The following is a 16179-nucleotide window of genomic DNA, read 5'->3' as shown; positions in this document are numbered from 1 at the left end:
CTTCTTACTCAAGCTTATTTATCTTCGCCTTGTGAAGAAGCGACGACCAGTTCGATGTGATGCTCTTTGAAAAAGGTGGTGTAGGTATTATCGAGAGAATTGTCAGTAATTAAGTAGTCAATCTCATCTAACCCGCAATATGTCACCATAGCATATTTATTAAATTTTGTATGATCGACTACTAAAATGACTTCTTTCCCTTTTTTCACGACCATTTCTTTCATACTTGTTTCAACAGGTGATGAATTTGTGACTCCATTTGAGATAGAGACACCTGTTGATGCCATAAACACTTTATCGAAATTGTAATGAAGAATCTCGTTTGTATAAGCAAAGTTGGAAAATGATTTTGTTTTCCGTTCTAAAAGTCCACCAGTTGAAATGACATGTAATTGTGCGTAAGGCAATGCTTGCACAATAAAATCTAAATTGTTCGTGACGATCGTTAATTCTTTGTCGTTCAAATAATGAATCATTTCTAACGTTGTTGTGCCGGAGTCGATAAATATGACATCGCCATTTTCTACTATGCGAGCCGCTTCTTTAGCGATCCATTTTTTTTGAAGTTGATTTCGTGTTTGTCTGTCATGAAATGATTCAAGCCTCGCATGGTTTACTGCTACTCCCCCATAAACCTTATGGATATGTCCTTCTTCAACCAGCTTTTGTACGTCGCGCCTAATCGTATTCTTTGATACGCCGAAGGTCGTGACTAGATCGTCCAATGAGACAGATTGATGTTGGATGACATATTCTTTTATTTGCTGGATTCTTTTTGTTTTGAGCATACACATCTTCCTTTTCATCTTCTCTATGGGAGAGTGCGTTGGTCGTTAATCGGCGCGATGGCTTGCTCCAAATTGTTTTATGCTGCTAAAAGATAGGAGACTGCTCCTCTTTTGCTTCATGAAGCATGCTTTTCATTGAGACGAGACTTGATTCCATCACAATCTTCATTGAACACCCTCTCCTGTTTCATCCCATATTTGTTCATTGTTCATATAAATCCATGTTTAAGATAATGACTGATCTGTTGTCATATCGAGTGATGATTGGTTGTGCTGACGGAAATTCATTTCTAGTTGTTCTAGTGTTAGTCCTTTTGTTTCTGGTAAGAATTTCAGCACAAATAAAATTGACAGGATGCCGAAGGCTACAAAAAGGAAGAACGTCATCGACAGTCCCATATGAGCTAGTAAAATCGGGAATGTTAAACCGATTAGGAAATTTACTATCCATAAACAGAACACACTCACACCCATACCAAGCCCTCTTAATCGAAGTGGAAAAATTTCTGACAGCATGAGCCATGTCACAGGAGAAATTGCTCCTTGCTGAAATGCAAGGAAGGTAATCGTCAACAGCAAGATCAAATACGGAAGAAAAGCTGTTCCTAGAAAGAGATTAGAACATATACCGATACATAGTAATGTGATTGTTGTTCCAATCAAGCCTGTCACTAACATCGGTCGACGTCCTACTTTGCCAAGCAACCAAATGCCAACAAATGTTGCGAGAACAGAAATCACACCATTGCCAATATTCCCAATAAGAGCTGCTTTCGTTTCAAACCCTGCATCCTTTAAAATTTCCGTTCCGTAATACATGATGGAATTGACACCAGTAATTTGTTGTACAATCGCAATGCCGATTCCAATACCCATGAGACGTCTAATCCATGGAGTGGCTAAATCTTTAAACGTAGCTTTGTTTACTTCCACTTCTTCTTTGTAAGCGTTCTCAATTTCTTGAAGTTCTGCACCGGCTGACCCTTTGGTGCGAATGCGTTCAAGTACATGAAGAGCCTCTTTGTTTTTTCCCTTTGTCACAAGCCATCTCGGGCTCTCTGGTACTGTTAGCATCCCAAAAAATAAAACAATGGCTGGAATCGCTGCAATCGGAAGCATGATGCGCCATACATAAGGGTTTTCTCCAAGTAAGTTCCCAATGATTGCATTAAAAGTAAAAGCAAGCAATTGACCAGATACGATCATGAGTTCATTTTGTGTTACGATTCTACCACGATTCTCTGCAGGTGAGATTTCTGCTAAAAATGTTGGAACGATCACTGAAGCGCCTCCAACTGCTAAGCCTAATAAAAATCGAAATAGGACCATTACTTCTGCGTTTGGCGAAACAGTACATCCTAATGTCGAAAAAAAGAACAGAACGGCTAAGTAAAAGATGCTTCTGCGCCGGCCATACCTGTCTGATAATCGTCCGCATATGACTGCGCCTAATGCAGCGCCTAATAATAATGCACTCGTCACAAGCCCTTGCATCAGCGCTGTTAAGTTTAATTGATCAGGCAAAGACATGTAAGGTAATGCACCATTTAATACACCCGTATCATACCCAAAAAGAAGTCCGCCAAAAGTTGAAATTAAGATGATAGACCTTAGATTAGTTTGTTGGTTGACTTTGTTCATGCTCGTTTCTCCTGTTCTATTGAAGAATGAATAGCCAAGTTCTCATCAATGTACTGACGTGCCTTTAATGCATATTCTAAAGGGTGAGCAATTGCTGGATTTTGTTCAGCCTCAATAATGATCCATCCTTTATAGCCATGTTTGATTAACAAACGGTATACTTCAATAAAATCAATGCAGCCATCACCAGGAACAGTGAACATTCCGTTTAAGAAGGATTGAAAAAATGATAACTTCTCTTTTCGGCAGTTCTCTAGCACGTCTTTTCTTACATCTTTGAAATGGACATGATGAATACGGTCGATATGCTGCTTTAGTAAGGATATATAATCACCATCTGATACGAAAATGTGCCCTGTATCATATAGGAGGTGAACATACATTGGATCTGTCCCAGCTAATAGCCTCGTCACATCTGATAAGGTTTGAACCCCTGTGCCAAGATGGTGATGGTAGACAAGCTTGAGGTTGTAGGTGTTTGCTATTTGACCTAATGTATTAAGGCCTTCTAAAAGGTGAGACCATTCTTCATCTGTAAAAGATGGTTGGTTTTGATAAATGTTGATGTCTTTTTTTTGAATGGAATAGGACTGCTCTGAAACAACAGCTACACTCGCATCAACGTTTTGTAAATACTGACAATGCTTTTTAAATGCTTTTATTGAAGCATCTAAACCGTCTCGTATCATATAGCTACTAAACCATTTGCCGGCTATTTTTAAATGGCGTAGTTTTAGCTCTTTATTCAAAATAGCTGGTTTTGGAAAAAAACCACCTGCTTCAGTTCCTTCAAAGCCAGCAACACAAATATCACTTAATAAATGAGAAAGTGTAGTTTCAGCGCCAATTGCAGGAATATCATCATTCCTCCATCCAATAGGCGCGATCCCCCATAAAATCCCGTCTTTCGCCACTTTATTTGTCATCCCCCTTTACGTTTAAATGCACTTCATTTGAATTAACCATAAAGTAACCAATATATAATCAATTATTTGGATAACTTTTGGTCAAGTTTGAAATAATCATAATATTAAAAGCGCTTTCAGTCAATTCATTTTTTGAATTTTTCTAAATGATTTTTTACAACAAAAAACCTGATGTATATATTCACATCAGGTTTTTTCACCTTTTTGATAGCTCATATATTTGACTTAAAATCATGGCTTCTCCATAGTGCTTCATGGATTCTTTCAATTCTTTGATAATTTTTTCACATGTGTTTTCACAATGAATGACCCCTTCTTTTATTGGCTACTTTCATTATGAAGAGTTTATGTTTTTTAGCAAAGCAGATGAATGCGGATACATTGAGTATGAGAGCGTAAACATTCTATCAAATTGTGCTACAGCAGAAAAAGCTGAAAGAAGTAAGATGCTTCCTTCAGCTAAGTCTATCTGGTCACCAGTGGTTTATGAAAAAATATGTTGTGATGTTTCCTTGTAGGTTGGTAGCATTTCACCATGTGCTTCAATCAGATCATCACAAAGCTTGACGATATCATTCATTGATAGCTCTGCACTTGTGTGAGGGTCTAATAATGCTGCTTGATAAATATGCTCTTTTTTGCCGGTAATGGCTGCTTCAATCGTCATCAGTTGTGAGTTAATATTGGTTCGGTTGAGTGCGGCCAACTGTTCAGGTATTTCTCCTATATAACAGGGCATGATGCCGCTCCGATCCGCAATACATGGTACTTCGACACAGGCTTTTTCAGGCAGATTGTGAATGAGTCCTCCTGTGTTCAATACATTTCCGCCAAATTTAAATGGAACATTGGTTTCAATGGCTTCTATGATGCGGGAGCCGTATTCTTTTGAGCGAGTGTGGGTAATTTGTGTATTGCCGACGATATCATGTTTCATTGTATTCCAGTTATTGATTTGCTCTTCGCACCGACGAGGATACTCATCAAGCGGGATATTTAATTGTTCTATTAATTCTGGATAACGCGATTTAATGAAATAAGGATGGTATTCGGCATTATGTTCTGAGGATTCTGTCATGTAGTAGCCGAATTTATCCATTAATTCAAAACGAACCATGTCATGATGCTGCGTTTTTTGTTTTTCTTTTGCTCGTCTTTTGATTTCTGGATACAAGTCCTTCCCGTCCCGCTTGACTTCTAACAACCATGCCATGTGGTTGATGCCGGCGATTTTTTCCTCAATTCCTTCATGGTCCATTTCAAGTGATTCAAACAGATCTTTTGTACACACCTGTACACTATGGCAAAGACCGACAGTTTGTATCGGTGTGTAACGAAGCATTGCCCCCGTAAGTGTAGCCATAGGGTTGGTGTAATTTAAAAATAGGGCATCCGGACAAACCTCTTCCATATCCTTCGCAAACTCAAGCATGACAGGGATTGTTCTAAGTGAACGAAAGATGCCGCCGATTCCAACCGTATCTGCAATTGTTTGTCTTAATCCATATTTCTTAGGGATCTCAAAATCAATGACAGTGCTTGGTTTATAGCCCCCCACCTGGATGGCATTGATCACATATTTGGCGTCCTTTAAGGCTTCTTTACGATCATCATATGACTGGATGGTCACGCTTGCGCCATAGTTATCTTTTAAATGCCGCAACATCGTTTCTGATTCTTTCAGCCGGTTGTGGTCAATATCATATAAGGCGAATTCAAATCCAGATAGCGCTGGAACGAACATACAATCTCCTAATATATTTTTAGCAAACACGGTACTTCCTGCACCGATAAATGTAATTTTAGACATAAACGACTCTCCTTTTTTTCACATGCAATGATGGATTATCCTTTGACAGAACCTTGCGAAAGCCCTGCGATAAAATACTTTTGCAAAAGTAGAAACATTGTGATCATTGGTAGCATTGCAATGAGAGCAGCGGCGCCAACGAGCTGGAGCTGGTGCTGATTTTGACCAAAAAAATTGGATAATGCGATGGTGAGTGTATGCATCTCCTTATCTTGTAAAAAGAAGATGGCAAACTGATAATCGTTCCAAATAAATACACACGCAATAATTAAGACAGAAGCTGTAATCGGCTTTAGTAATGGGAAAACGACAGTGAAAAAGACTTTAAGTGTGCCCGCCCCATCAATACGAGCCGCTTCTTCGAGTTCTTTTGGAATGGTAGACCGGATAAAACCTGCGTATAAAAAAATCGTCAGCGGCAAAAAGGCAGCAACATTGTTTAAAATAGCGATTTGATAAGTATTCATCATACCGAAGTTGACGACCATTTTATATAGCGGGACAAGCGCTGTCAGCGGCGGGATGACCATGATGGCAATAAACAGAATATAAACAACTTTATTCAGCTTCGTCACTCTTCTTGCGAGCGGATAGGCTGCAAGAGATCCGAAAATGATGAGTAAAAGAGCTGAGCTAAACGTGATGATGATTGTATTCAAAAATGATTGACCCAATTGGGCTTCCTGCCATGCAATGCGAAAGTTTTCAAAATGAAGCTGTGTCGGAAACAGCCATTTTGAGCTGAAATCCCCAATGCCTTTTAGCGACGTGGTCACTAATATATAAAATGGAATCAAATGAAGCAGTGTAATGAAAAGAGCTAGTAAGGATAAACGTCTTTTCTTTCGTTTATAAGCGTTATCCATCACATCTCGGTCTCCTTTCGTTTGAAATAGATCAGCGCCGCTATACTCATGACAAGGATAATCAATGCCATAAAGACACCTTGAGTCGCAGCATAGCCTGCATCCTGCCGTTTGAAATATAAGTCATACATAAAGGTAGACATGGATTGCGAGGCATCTCCTGGTCCGCCGCCTGTTAGTGCGACAATGACATCAAACAGCTTCAGTCCGCCAATGACATTCAGCACGACGTTGATGGTGATAGATGGCATTAACAGCGGCAATGTAATACGCCAGAATTGTTGGAGACTGGATGCACCGTCTAATTGTGCCGCTTCATAATAGTCCTTTGGAATACTTTGAAGCCCTGCTAAATAAATAATCATTGCAATACCAACGAATTGATACGTATTCACAAATACAATAATCCACGTGTTCAATTGCGGATTGCCAAGGGCATTTATTGGCTCAAATCCAAATAGCATCACGACGTCATTTAATGCACCGCCTTGGTACGCAAAAATGAAATACCATATATAGCCCATTGCAATAGGGCTGATCATCACCGGTAAATAAATAATCGTTCTTGTGACAGCTCTCATTTTCAGGCTGTGATTTAAGAGCAAGGCATAACCGAGTCCGATGATGTTTTGTAAAATGGTGCTTCCAATCCCGTAAAGCAGTGTGTTTTTGACAACAAGCCAAGTTGTTGGATCTTGAAGCAACCGTTTGTATTGATCTAACCCAATCCATTGATAATTTTGCGAGAAACCGTTCCAATTTGTAAAAGAGAGCTGAATCCCGTTGAAAAAGGGATAAATGATAAAAATACTGACAACGAGAACGGCTGGCATATACATCCACCATAGTGAAGAAGTGTGGCTTCGTTTCATCTTCTGTTTTGGAAGAGAGGTGGATGTTGCGGCTGCTTGTTTTGTTTTTGTGATGTCACTCATTGGCTTCACTCCTGTTTCAGCTTTCGGCTGCCTTGAGTCGGCTATTGTTTTTGAAGGCGCTGATATTCCTCTTCCATCTTTTTAGACAACTGCTCTGGTGTCATGGAACCAGCTAATAGCTCTTGACCGGTCGTTGCCATGACAGCCCACATGCCGCTAGGTAAATATTTTCGATCAAAGTAAGGTTCAATTTTTATATGTTGATAGCGTTTATAGAACTCAGAGTAATAGTTTTTAGCGTGCACCTGCTTAAGGGCTGTTTCAGAGGACGTACCTTCTGCGATTTTCTTCGCGTTTGCAGGCTTGGCTAAAAAGGCAATGAATTGTTTTGCTTCTTTTAAATGTTTTGAGTCCTTCCATGCGGCTACGGTAAACCTTTCTCCCCCGATCCAGCTTTGCTTATCTCCTTCATAAATGGCTGGAACAGGCATTGTTCCTACTTTTATGGATGAATTCAATTCCGTCGCTTCAGGGCCTAAAGAACCTCCGACAAATGTGAACGCAATTTTATTTTGAGCCATCAGCTCAGGAGCTTGAGAAAGTTTAGCTGTGAGAACATCTTTGTTTAAAAGCTCTTGATCTTTTAAGTCCTTCATAAGCTGTGCAAGAGGCGTATACTTAGACCAATCAAACGTCCCATTCTCGAGTTCTTTTCCATGATGATGATTCTGATCTGTAATTAATAGAGGAGTTGCCAGTTCATCGAATACTTGGGCAATGTTTGAATTATCTCCCCCAGGTATCCATAGCGGCACGACCTTCCCTTTACTTTTTTCTTTGACGGTTTTCAAAGCGTGCTTTAGTTCATCCAGTGTTTCGGGCACTTTAATTCCGTATTCTTTTAAAAGGTTCGCATTGTAACTAAGACCATCTTTGGCTTGATTCAGAGGATATGCATACACTTTGCCATCTTTGTCCTTTAAGATTTTATCAAGTGAAGGGTCCAAGTGTTTAACCCAGTCCATCTCTTTTAAATCAGCAACATACTCGCTATAACGAAGTTTGGCCCAGCCATGCGTATCAAAAAGGTCTGGCATATCGTTTGCACCCATTTTGACGCGTATCATATCTTCATAGCTGTTTCCTGGGAAATTGGCATCAATTTGAATGTTCTCATGCTCCTTTTCAAAATCACGAATCACTTCTTCAAATGCTTTCCTTTCACCGTTGTTACTCATGGTTGAAAAAAGGGTCAAGGTGACCTTTCCATTCGTTTCAGAAGATCCACTGTTTCCGCAAGCAGACAGCAAAGCCGTCAAGACAATAGCTAAACTGAGCATCATGATTTTTTTATTCATTGTATCCTCCTTTTGATCACTGAAAATTCTGACTATATTAAGTGGAATTTGTGCAGTTGCGCAAACAAAAGAAGTCCATTATACTGGAATTCTATTCTTTTACAAAGAGATCAGAGAGCATTTAGCAGGCTGTTTTCACCAAGCATGATCTGGCCATCATGTTTAGCTGTCCTCCATTTGCTTTTTTGTCTCTTTTTTGTTTGCTGAAATCGCATGTTCACCCCCTTTCATGTTTTGGACATGTACTGTCTCTTTCGATTAGTTTTGTTGGCACGACAACTTTTAGAGGCAGTTTTCTTCCGTTTATTCGCTCAATTAGCAGCTTTAGACCGACTTCCCCCATTTGTTCTGTATACACTTTGACGGTCGTAAGCGGCGGGCTTGAAAAAGAGGCCGCTTCAATATCGTTAAAGCTGACGATAGATACATCTGAAGGAACGCGGAGACCAGCTTCATGTAGAGCTCGCATGGCTCCGATCGCCATGGAGTCACTTCCGATAAAAAAAGCTTCCGGCAAATTTCCGTTTTGGATGGCTTGCTTCATGAGGTCATATCCTTGTTGCATGGAATATTCACCGATATGTATATCCTCCATTTTAAGGTTTCCCGCTTCTTGCATTCTTTTCATAAAGGTTGTTTGTCTTTCATCTTCAATGACAGCGTTCCCATCGAAATAATGCTCTCGTTCTTTCCCGCCAATATAGCCTAAGTGTGTAAAACCGAGAGAGCGCAGATGGGATATGGCGCGATCTGCTGCTTTGACAAAGTCCACATGTACACAATCGTACAAATCTTCATCCGCATAATGATTGATAAATACAATATGCTCCATGCGGTTTGTCATTTTCTCTACAGTGTCTGGGCTGATTCGACCAATCACGATTAACCCGTCCATGCCCTTTAGCATCTCGCCTTGATCCATGCTTTTTAGCCGAAATGTATGAAGGGTGGATAGGCCTCGTTTTGCATATTCTTTTTCAATTCCTTTTCGGATGGATGAAAAAAATGGATCATTTAATTCTTCTTCGATAGACTGTGCAACAACGACGCCGATGACTGGGGAATCAGCTACTGTTTTTCCTTCTGATTTATCTGCTTTCCTTGCTCTCACTGGGGTATAGTTCATTTTCTTGGCGATGTCGAGGATGTTTTGTCTTGTTGCTTCTGATACAGCTAACGTGTGATCGTCATTTAAGACACGAGATACAGTGGAAACGGATACATTTGCGTCATGAGCGATATCTTTTAGGGTTGTCATAGGCAAACTCCTCATGGCTTATTTGACTAAATATTTACTAAATATAATTGAAGGTTACCACATTAATAAAGCGCTTTCAATCATTAATTTCAATTATTGATTTATTTTTTGAGTATGTATTGGTGAATTCGATGGGATTTTAGTAAATTTACTAAAAAAGAGGATGATCTTCATCCTCTTTTTTACTAGGGCGATTCAATTGTAGCTGTCTCTTTCAAAAACAAGCGCTTCATCTTTTCCCAAGCGATATCGAGCTGTTCATTGAGTCCAAATAAGCCTGATGTCCCGACAATATAAATTTCATTCCCAGCCTCAGCAAGTAAGCGATATGTGCTTTCATTACAAGAGCCGTCTACCTCAATCGAAAATGAATATCCTCTTTTCTTTTTCAATTCTTTGGCTTGTTTGATTTTGCTCAGCATTTCTTTTAAAAATGGCTGTCCGGCAAATCCTGGATCTATGGTCATGATTGTGACTCGGTCAATTAAATGGATATAAGATTCTAAAGTATCAAGTGGTGTTGCAGGATTTAAGACAAAACCGATCTGACAACCTCTATCATGGATGTGACGTATGATTCTAAAAACGTCTCTTTGCACGACATCCGGATGTAAGCAAATCATTGATGCACCTGCATCTATACAAGCATCAATCAAAAAGTCTTGAGGGTGTTCCGCCATCAGATGTACATCAATCGGCAAAGTTGTTAGTTTGCGAAGTTGTTCAATGAAAAATGGTGATAGGGTGATATTTTTCACGTAATGACCATCCATCACGTCGACATGATATCGATCCGCTCTGTTGTTGAGAATACTGATTTGTTCGCGGAAATTCGTTAAATCCATGCACATCAGTGAGGGTGAAAAGACTGCTTTCAATCTGCTCCTGCTCCTTTCTTATAGACCAAATAAGAATTTGATCAATCCAATGAAGATGCCAATGATGCCAAAGTCAGTATCTCCAAAGGTCGTGCCTTCAAAGCCGAGTGTTCCTAATACAGGCAATAAACAAGCAGGTAAGAATGACAGCAATAGTCCGTTTACAAAGGCTCCCGCTACCGCTCCCCTTATGCCGCCTGTTGAATTACCGTATACCCCTGCTGTTGCACCGCAAAAAAAGTGCGGCACAAGACCAGGTACAATGACTGTTAAACCAAACAAAGGCAGAAGAAAAATGGACAATATCCCTCCTGCAAAACTGCATAAAAATCCAATAATAACGGCATTTGGAGCAAACGGAAAGACAGTTGGTGCATCAAGAGCCGGCTTTGCTCCTTTGACAAACCGATCAGCAATGCCTTTAAAGGCGGGTACAATCTCACTGATCGCCATCCGCACACCTGCTAAAATAATGTAAACGCCAGCTGCAAATGTGATCGACTGTATGAGGATGAAGACCGCAAAGTTCGTTCCCCCGCTTAATTTTTCAATAAAAGTAACCCCTGCAAACGGTGCGATCGCAAAAAATAGCAAAGCCATTGTGATCGAAATAGCAACAGATGTATCTCTCAAAAAGCCGAGCGATTTAGGAACCTGTATGGTTTCGGTTGATTTCTCCGGCTGTCCAATCATTTTGCCGATCATTCCCGCAGTAAAATAACCGAATGTGCTAAAGTGACCGAGCGCAAGATCATCATTTCCAGTGATTTTTCTTGTGAAGGGCTGAAGGATGGCGGGTGTAATAACCATGGCTGTACCTAAAATAATGGAACCAGTGGTCACAAGCAGTCCCCCATTCATCCCAGCAGTTGAGAGAACCACTGCAAGCATAGCCGCCATATATAAGGTGTGATGACCTGTTAAAAAGACGTATTTAAATGGAGTGAATTTTGCCAACAACAGATTGACGATCATGCCAAAGATCATAATGAGGGCTGTCTGTGTGCCGAATTCTTTTTGAGCAATGGCTGCCATCGCATCTGTATTTGGAACAACCCCTTGAATGTGAAAAGCCGCTTCAAACATTTTTCTGAAAACACCGAGTGAATCAGATACAACTGTGGCACCTGCGCCTAAAATCAGGAATCCCATTGTCGTTTTAAAAGTACCTGAAACCGTATCGGCTGCTGATTTTTTCTGTAAAAGTAAACCGACGAGTGCAAATAAACCGATGAGAATCGCTGGTGTGCCTAATATATCGTTCATGATCAGTTTTATCATGATGTAAATCCCCCTTTTTCAAATGACCTAAATGTGCTTGCGAAGGACGTCTTTTATCGCTTCCTGATCTAGCAGGTTGTTTAATCCAGCGACCTTTCTTGTGCCGTCATCCAGTTGATCAATGATATCTTGTGCACCTATATACAGATCAGCCGATTCGGTTTTGCTTGTACTTAAATCGGTATGGTCAACTTCAGCAGAAAGACCTAACTCCTCCAACGCTTTCTTGACATTCATTTCTACGATAAAACTGCTTCCTAAACCATTTCCGCAAACAACAAGAATCTTTTTCATTTTCTTTTCCTCCTTTACAAATTTGAGAATTGTTCAATCAATTCTTTGATCGTTGTTAACTCATCTGTCTCAATTAATTGCTCGATGCGCTTTTCTTCACTTAACAGCATGGTCAACTGTTTGAGTGCTTTAAGATGGGTCATGCTGTCAATGGCTGCTAGTACAATGACAAGACTAACCTGCTTTTTTCCACTTTCAGAAAAAGAAATGGGCTTTTTTAATGACATGAGTGACATGCTCAGCTTGTTTACACCGTCTTCTGGTCTTGCGTGTGGAATCGCTACTTTAGGTGCAATCACAATATAAGGTCCATGTTGATTAACAGAATCGATCATGGCCTCAACATAACTTGGCTGAATAGCCTTTTGTTCGATCAATGGCTGTGCAGCTTTTGAGATAGCCTCTTGCCAGTTTTCTGCTGATTGTTGGAGCTGAATCGTTTCTTCCTTTAATAAATCATTTAACACAGGTTGCCACCCTTTCTGATGTGATGCAAAATGGGGGAAAAGCAGCTCCTTAATGTCTTGAAGCAGTGCTTTCTCATTTTGCACAATGGTATGCTGCTCAATTATTTTGACGAGCTCTTCGATTCTTTGATCATCAAACCGACTTTCTCCGCCTTCACAATATTGAAGCAGTGTTTTTTTCTCATATGCGGTTAAAATGGGATGAACCACGTGGACGGGTTTCCCTTTTGGTGAAATGGGGGTTGTTGACACAATAAAGTCGACATCAACTGAGGGCAATACATCATACGCCCGCTTTGATAACACGCCGCGAATTTCTATGTAGCCGATTAATTCAAGCAGTTGCGTTTTCAGCATGTGACTTGTGCCAATCCCTTCACCGCATACAATGTAAACGGAACGTTTCTTAATGGGAGAGATCCCTTCTCTTCTCATCCATCCGCCAAAATGCATCGCTAGATATGCGATTTCATGCTCACTCACTTGTGAACAGGTGGCCATTTCTAAATGACAAGCTACTTTTTTGGTGATGTCAAACACTTCTGGCTGTGCCTTTTTAATAGATTCCGTTAATTCATTGATCACACTTATGTTATAGATGAGCCGGTAATAGGCAGGGATCAAATGCATCGTCAAGTTTTGTTCAAGGCTTTCTCGTTCTTGAAAGGAAATGCATGCATAACGCTGAAAGTCAAAAATCATTTGTCTGGCAATGGTGCGAATGAGATGCTCCTCAGGTTTTTTACTATTTGGAAGCTTTTGTTTTTTTGCACTGAGCAATAATGTGCTTAGAAAATAGATTTCGTCATCTTGAACGTTAAGCTCACTTTCCTTTTGGACCTTTGCAATGAAGCGAACAGCAGCCAAACATTCATCTGTTCCCTGCAATGTACGCTTTTCTTCGTTCGAAATGTGTACCGCACGTCCTAAATAGATTCGTTTAAAATAGAAAAAGAGATCTAAAGACAGTTGATCTAGCATATCGTCAGCAAATTCGAGCGTGAGCTCCTGCTCTGATTGCTGGAGTAGAATTTTTAGTCTGTTGTGTGAAATGGGACCGCTTAACCAAATAGATGTGAAAGGCTTTTCATCTTTAAGCATCGTGCGAATCAGATGAATGTACGGCTTCAATGCCAATCGAATGGTTCTTTCTGCTCCTGATAAAAAATAACCGTTAGCTGCCTTATAATAAAGCGTGATCTGCTGCTTTGAGAGCTCTTCTTTTAACTGTTTAATATCTTCAAGAATCGTATTGCGGCTGACCTTCGTTATGGACATGAAATCCTCGATACATAAGGGCTTCTGGCTGCATGCAATAGATAAGAGGATGATAGCCCTTCGCTCTTTTACACATGGCTCATAATCATCACCAATAAGAAAAGCCTCTGCCTTTTGACGGATAGCCGCCTTTTCATCTGGCTTTAAATAATAGCCACCCCGCTCTTTTCGCTGAATGCAGCTTTGCTGATTCGTTTCGAGCCAGCTATTTATGCGTTTGATTTCGTTGTAAATGGTTCGGGAAGAGACATCTAGTCTATTCTGTAAATCTTCCATTGATAGATAAGATGTCGTGTGAAGAAGCATAGACAATAATGTTGTACCTCTTTTGGTTAAATACAGATTGAATCCCTCCCTTCTTCCCTTTGTTTATAAGTTTAATCAATAGACATGAAGTAAAGAAGTCCAAATGTCTTCAGCAAGTGATGTGCATCTATTGGATGGCGATTTTTTTGCATTATAAAGAAGCACATCTATATCAGTGTGCTTCTTTACGTTTTGGATTTGAGCAGTCGGAGCTCCTGATCCATCATATCATCAGTTTAGAAATAAATTGTATGATCAAATCTAATTCTTCTTGGTCATACTCTTTTGTCAGCAGTTTCGTTGAAGCAGATCATGATTGAAAGAGTTTTTTTACCTGTGATTTGCCGGCAGTAAGGGGAACAATGATCACCCTTCGTCTGTCCTCTGGATCTTTCTCTCTTTTGACAAAGTCAGCCTTTTTATGTCGATCAATGAGGACGGTTACCGCACTTGAGCTAAGTCTTTTTTCACTTAATTCACCTGCTGTTAAAGGACCTACCTCATTTAATAGGTCAGTCAATCGCACTTACTGCCATGATGGTCTTGTTTATGGGTGATACACGTTTACGTACGTCACATGAAATGAACGAAAACGAATAAGCTTGAAAAGCAGAGCGATTTGCCTCTGCTTTTGTTTGCATTGATATAACACGATGAGTGAAATTTTTGTTATTAACATAAGATAAGCAAAATGAGTGCTACTTGAAGGGAGCTGATAGGAATGCTTCACATCTTATTATTTCTTATTCTGTTTTATGTGATGTATGTATTCATCACGGCATTTGTTCTCTTTTACTTACCGATTCCAAAAAAATGCAAAAAACATTGCACCTATAAGGCTTCTTCTATTTCTGGAGACGACCAAGGCATCAATCAAGTCATGCTGCTTGATGATGGGTTTGAATCAGGTCAAGTGAGAATACAAATGATTCGTGAGGCTAAAAAGAAGATTCGTCTTAGTTACTATTCCATACAAAAAGGAAAAACGGCAGAATGGTTACTCGGTGCTTTAATAGAGGCAGCTGATCGAGGTGTGAAGGTACAGCTATTATTAGACGGCATATGTCACAGCCTTCGCGGACCGCTAAAGCATTTGCCTTATACAGTGGCTCATCATCCGAATATGGCGATTCGGTTTTACGAGCCCTTACGTTTGCTAAAGCCGTGGACATGGCATAATCGTCTACATGATAAGCTTCTTTTGACAGATGGGCGTGTGGCTGTGATGGGCGGCAGAAATATCGGGGATAAATATTTTGCCGATCAGCCACCAAAAGACTTCGTTTATGATCGTGATGTGCTGCTCTATAATTCAAAAAAGGGAAACGTATTAGATAAAATGGAGCAATATTTTGTTGATCTATGGAACCATGCGTTTACAAAAAGGACAAAAGATGTTTTTTCAACGCAAAAAGCGAAAAAACTGAGAAATCAACTGATCAGGTCATATCAAGAAGCGATTCGTAAAGAGGAACCTTTTGTTATGTCTGCCTTTGATTGGGGCAAGGATGCCATTTCCGTAAAACAGATTTCTTTTTTTACAAATCCTGTTGAGCGGTTTAATAAGCGTCCTCTCGTGTTAATGAAATTAAATGATATGGCTCACCGAGCGAAGCGTTCCGTTCTTATTCAGGCCCCCTATGTGATACCAACACGTCCTATGAAGGATGGACTCACTTTCTTATCTCAAGAAATTCAAACCACGATTGTGACGAATTCTCTCGCTACTACCCCTAATCCTTTAGCATTTGCAGGATACTTGAGTACAAAAAAAGAATTGATGAAAACTGGTGCCCATATATATGAATATAAAGGTCCGTATTCCATTCATGCGAAATCGATGGTGATTGATGATGATTTAAGCATGATTGGGACGTATAATTTAGATGCAAGGTCAAGCTTTTTAAATACGGAATCGATTTTAGTCATTGATAGTGCTCCTTTTGCCTTATCACTTACACAAGCTATTGAACAAAAAATGGCCTATAGTGATCTCGTCGCAAAGGACGGTATGGAATTAAAAGTTGATGCTGATGGACATGGACAGAAAAAGAAGCTTTTGATCAAAAGACTCCTGTTAAATGGCTTATCTACGATAACAGTACTTTGGCGAAGACTGATATGAAAAAGGGCTCCTACTTCTGGTGTAGCCC

General features: G+C 40.0%; 13 protein-coding genes and 1 pseudogene. 1 reads left to right on the top strand and 13 read right to left on the bottom strand.

Annotated features, from left to right (window positions below; translation table 11 throughout):
• Positions 1-14: 14 nt before the first annotated feature.
• From ACIQCE_RS00745 to ACIQCE_RS00685, 13 genes and pseudogenes are all read right to left on the bottom strand, one after another.
• Entirely contained in the window at positions 15-788 is a 774-nt protein-coding gene (locus ACIQCE_RS00745; protein WP_400493201.1) for a DeoR/GlpR family DNA-binding transcription regulator, read from the bottom strand.
• Between the two features lie 225 nt (positions 789-1013).
• Positions 1014-2429 (bottom strand): sugar porter family MFS transporter, encoded by a 1416-nt coding sequence (locus ACIQCE_RS00740; protein ID WP_400493200.1) that lies wholly within the window; start codon positions 2427-2429, stop codon positions 1014-1016.
• Positions 2426-3343, bottom strand: a complete 918-nt coding sequence (gene iolE, locus ACIQCE_RS00735; protein ID WP_400493812.1) for a myo-inosose-2 dehydratase — start codon at positions 3341-3343, stop codon at positions 2426-2428. The genes ACIQCE_RS00740 and iolE overlap by 4 nt, the downstream gene beginning before the upstream one ends.
• 496 nt (positions 3344-3839) lie before the next feature.
• Positions 3840-5165 carry an alpha-glucosidase/alpha-galactosidase gene (gene melA, locus ACIQCE_RS00730; RefSeq protein WP_400493199.1) on the bottom strand — a complete coding sequence of 442 codons (1326 nt, stop codon included), beginning with the start codon at positions 5163-5165 and terminating at the stop codon, positions 3840-3842.
• Between the two features lie 35 nt (positions 5166-5200).
• Positions 5201-6031 carry a carbohydrate ABC transporter permease gene (locus ACIQCE_RS00725; RefSeq protein WP_353855603.1) on the bottom strand — a complete coding sequence of 277 codons (831 nt, stop codon included), beginning with the start codon at positions 6029-6031 and terminating at the stop codon, positions 5201-5203.
• Positions 6031-6966, bottom strand: coding sequence for a carbohydrate ABC transporter permease (locus ACIQCE_RS00720; RefSeq protein WP_400493198.1), 936 nt, complete (start codon positions 6964-6966; stop codon positions 6031-6033). The genes ACIQCE_RS00725 and ACIQCE_RS00720 overlap by 1 nt, the downstream gene beginning before the upstream one ends.
• Before the next feature lie 41 nt (positions 6967-7007).
• Positions 7008-8264, bottom strand: coding sequence for an ABC transporter substrate-binding protein (locus ACIQCE_RS00715; RefSeq protein ID WP_400493197.1), 1257 nt, complete (start codon positions 8262-8264; stop codon positions 7008-7010).
• Positions 8265-8481: 217 nt separating this feature from the next.
• Positions 8482-9522, bottom strand: coding sequence for a LacI family DNA-binding transcriptional regulator (locus ACIQCE_RS00710; RefSeq protein WP_400493195.1), 1041 nt, complete (start codon positions 9520-9522; stop codon positions 8482-8484).
• Positions 9523-9707: 185 nt separating this feature from the next.
• A complete protein-coding gene (alsE, locus tag ACIQCE_RS00705; protein WP_400493194.1) occupies positions 9708-10400 on the bottom strand; it encodes a D-allulose 6-phosphate 3-epimerase in 693 nt (230 codons plus the stop codon).
• Positions 10401-10418: 18 nt separating this feature from the next.
• Entirely contained in the window at positions 10419-11681 is a 1263-nt protein-coding gene (locus ACIQCE_RS00700; RefSeq protein ID WP_400493193.1) for a PTS ascorbate transporter subunit IIC, read from the bottom strand.
• A gap of 27 nt (positions 11682-11708) precedes the next feature.
• A complete protein-coding gene (locus ACIQCE_RS00695) occupies positions 11709-11975 on the bottom strand; it encodes a PTS sugar transporter subunit IIB (protein WP_400493192.1) in 267 nt (88 codons plus the stop codon).
• A gap of 14 nt (positions 11976-11989) precedes the next feature.
• Positions 11990-14032, bottom strand: coding sequence for a BglG family transcription antiterminator (locus tag ACIQCE_RS00690; RefSeq protein ID WP_400493191.1), 2043 nt, complete (start codon positions 14030-14032; stop codon positions 11990-11992).
• A gap of 179 nt (positions 14033-14211) precedes the next feature.
• A pseudogene (locus ACIQCE_RS00685) lies at positions 14212-14552 on the bottom strand (MarR family transcriptional regulator); the annotation flags it as partial.
• Positions 14553-14747: 195 nt separating this feature from the next.
• Here ACIQCE_RS00685 and ACIQCE_RS00680 point away from each other — a divergent pair.
• Positions 14748-16151: a phospholipase D-like domain-containing protein gene (locus ACIQCE_RS00680; protein WP_400493190.1), complete on the top strand. Its 1404-nt coding sequence runs from the start codon at positions 14748-14750 to the stop codon at positions 16149-16151.
• The last annotated feature ends 28 nt before the right edge of the window (positions 16152-16179 follow it).

Origin of the sequence: Bacillus sp. NPDC093026 (assembly GCF_044754665.1) — a bacterium.
Lineage (GTDB): Bacteria > Bacillota > Bacilli > Bacillales > Bacillaceae > Bacillus > Bacillus maqinnsis.
Note: the sequence above shows the minus strand (reverse complement) of the source record. Positions and strands in the feature narration are given on the sequence as shown.

What these genes read in the sequence shown, in the direction of transcription:
- ACIQCE_RS00745 (WP_400493201.1), bottom strand. Translation starts at nt 788, where the DNA reads ATGCTCAAAACAAAAAGAATCCAGCAAATAAAAGAATATGTCATCCAA.
- ACIQCE_RS00700 (WP_400493193.1), bottom strand. Translation starts at nt 11,681, where the DNA reads ATGATAAAACTGATCATGAACGATATATTAGGCACACCAGCGATTCTC.
- melA (WP_400493199.1), bottom strand. Translation starts at nt 5,165, where the DNA reads ATGTCTAAAATTACATTTATCGGTGCAGGAAGTACCGTGTTTGCTAAA.
- ACIQCE_RS00680 (WP_400493190.1), top strand. Translation starts at nt 14,748, where the DNA reads ATGCTTCACATCTTATTATTTCTTATTCTGTTTTATGTGATGTATGTA.
- ACIQCE_RS00695 (WP_400493192.1), bottom strand. Translation starts at nt 11,975, where the DNA reads ATGAAAAAGATTCTTGTTGTTTGCGGAAATGGTTTAGGAAGCAGTTTT.
- ACIQCE_RS00725 (WP_353855603.1), bottom strand. Translation starts at nt 6,031, where the DNA reads ATGGATAACGCTTATAAACGAAAGAAAAGACGTTTATCCTTACTAGCT.
- ACIQCE_RS00720 (WP_400493198.1), bottom strand. Translation starts at nt 6,966, where the DNA reads ATGAGTGACATCACAAAAACAAAACAAGCAGCCGCAACATCCACCTCT.
- ACIQCE_RS00710 (WP_400493195.1), bottom strand. Translation starts at nt 9,522, where the DNA reads ATGACAACCCTAAAAGATATCGCTCATGACGCAAATGTATCCGTTTCC.
- ACIQCE_RS00715 (WP_400493197.1), bottom strand. Translation starts at nt 8,264, where the DNA reads ATGAATAAAAAAATCATGATGCTCAGTTTAGCTATTGTCTTGACGGCT.
- ACIQCE_RS00740 (WP_400493200.1), bottom strand. Translation starts at nt 2,429, where the DNA reads ATGAACAAAGTCAACCAACAAACTAATCTAAGGTCTATCATCTTAATT.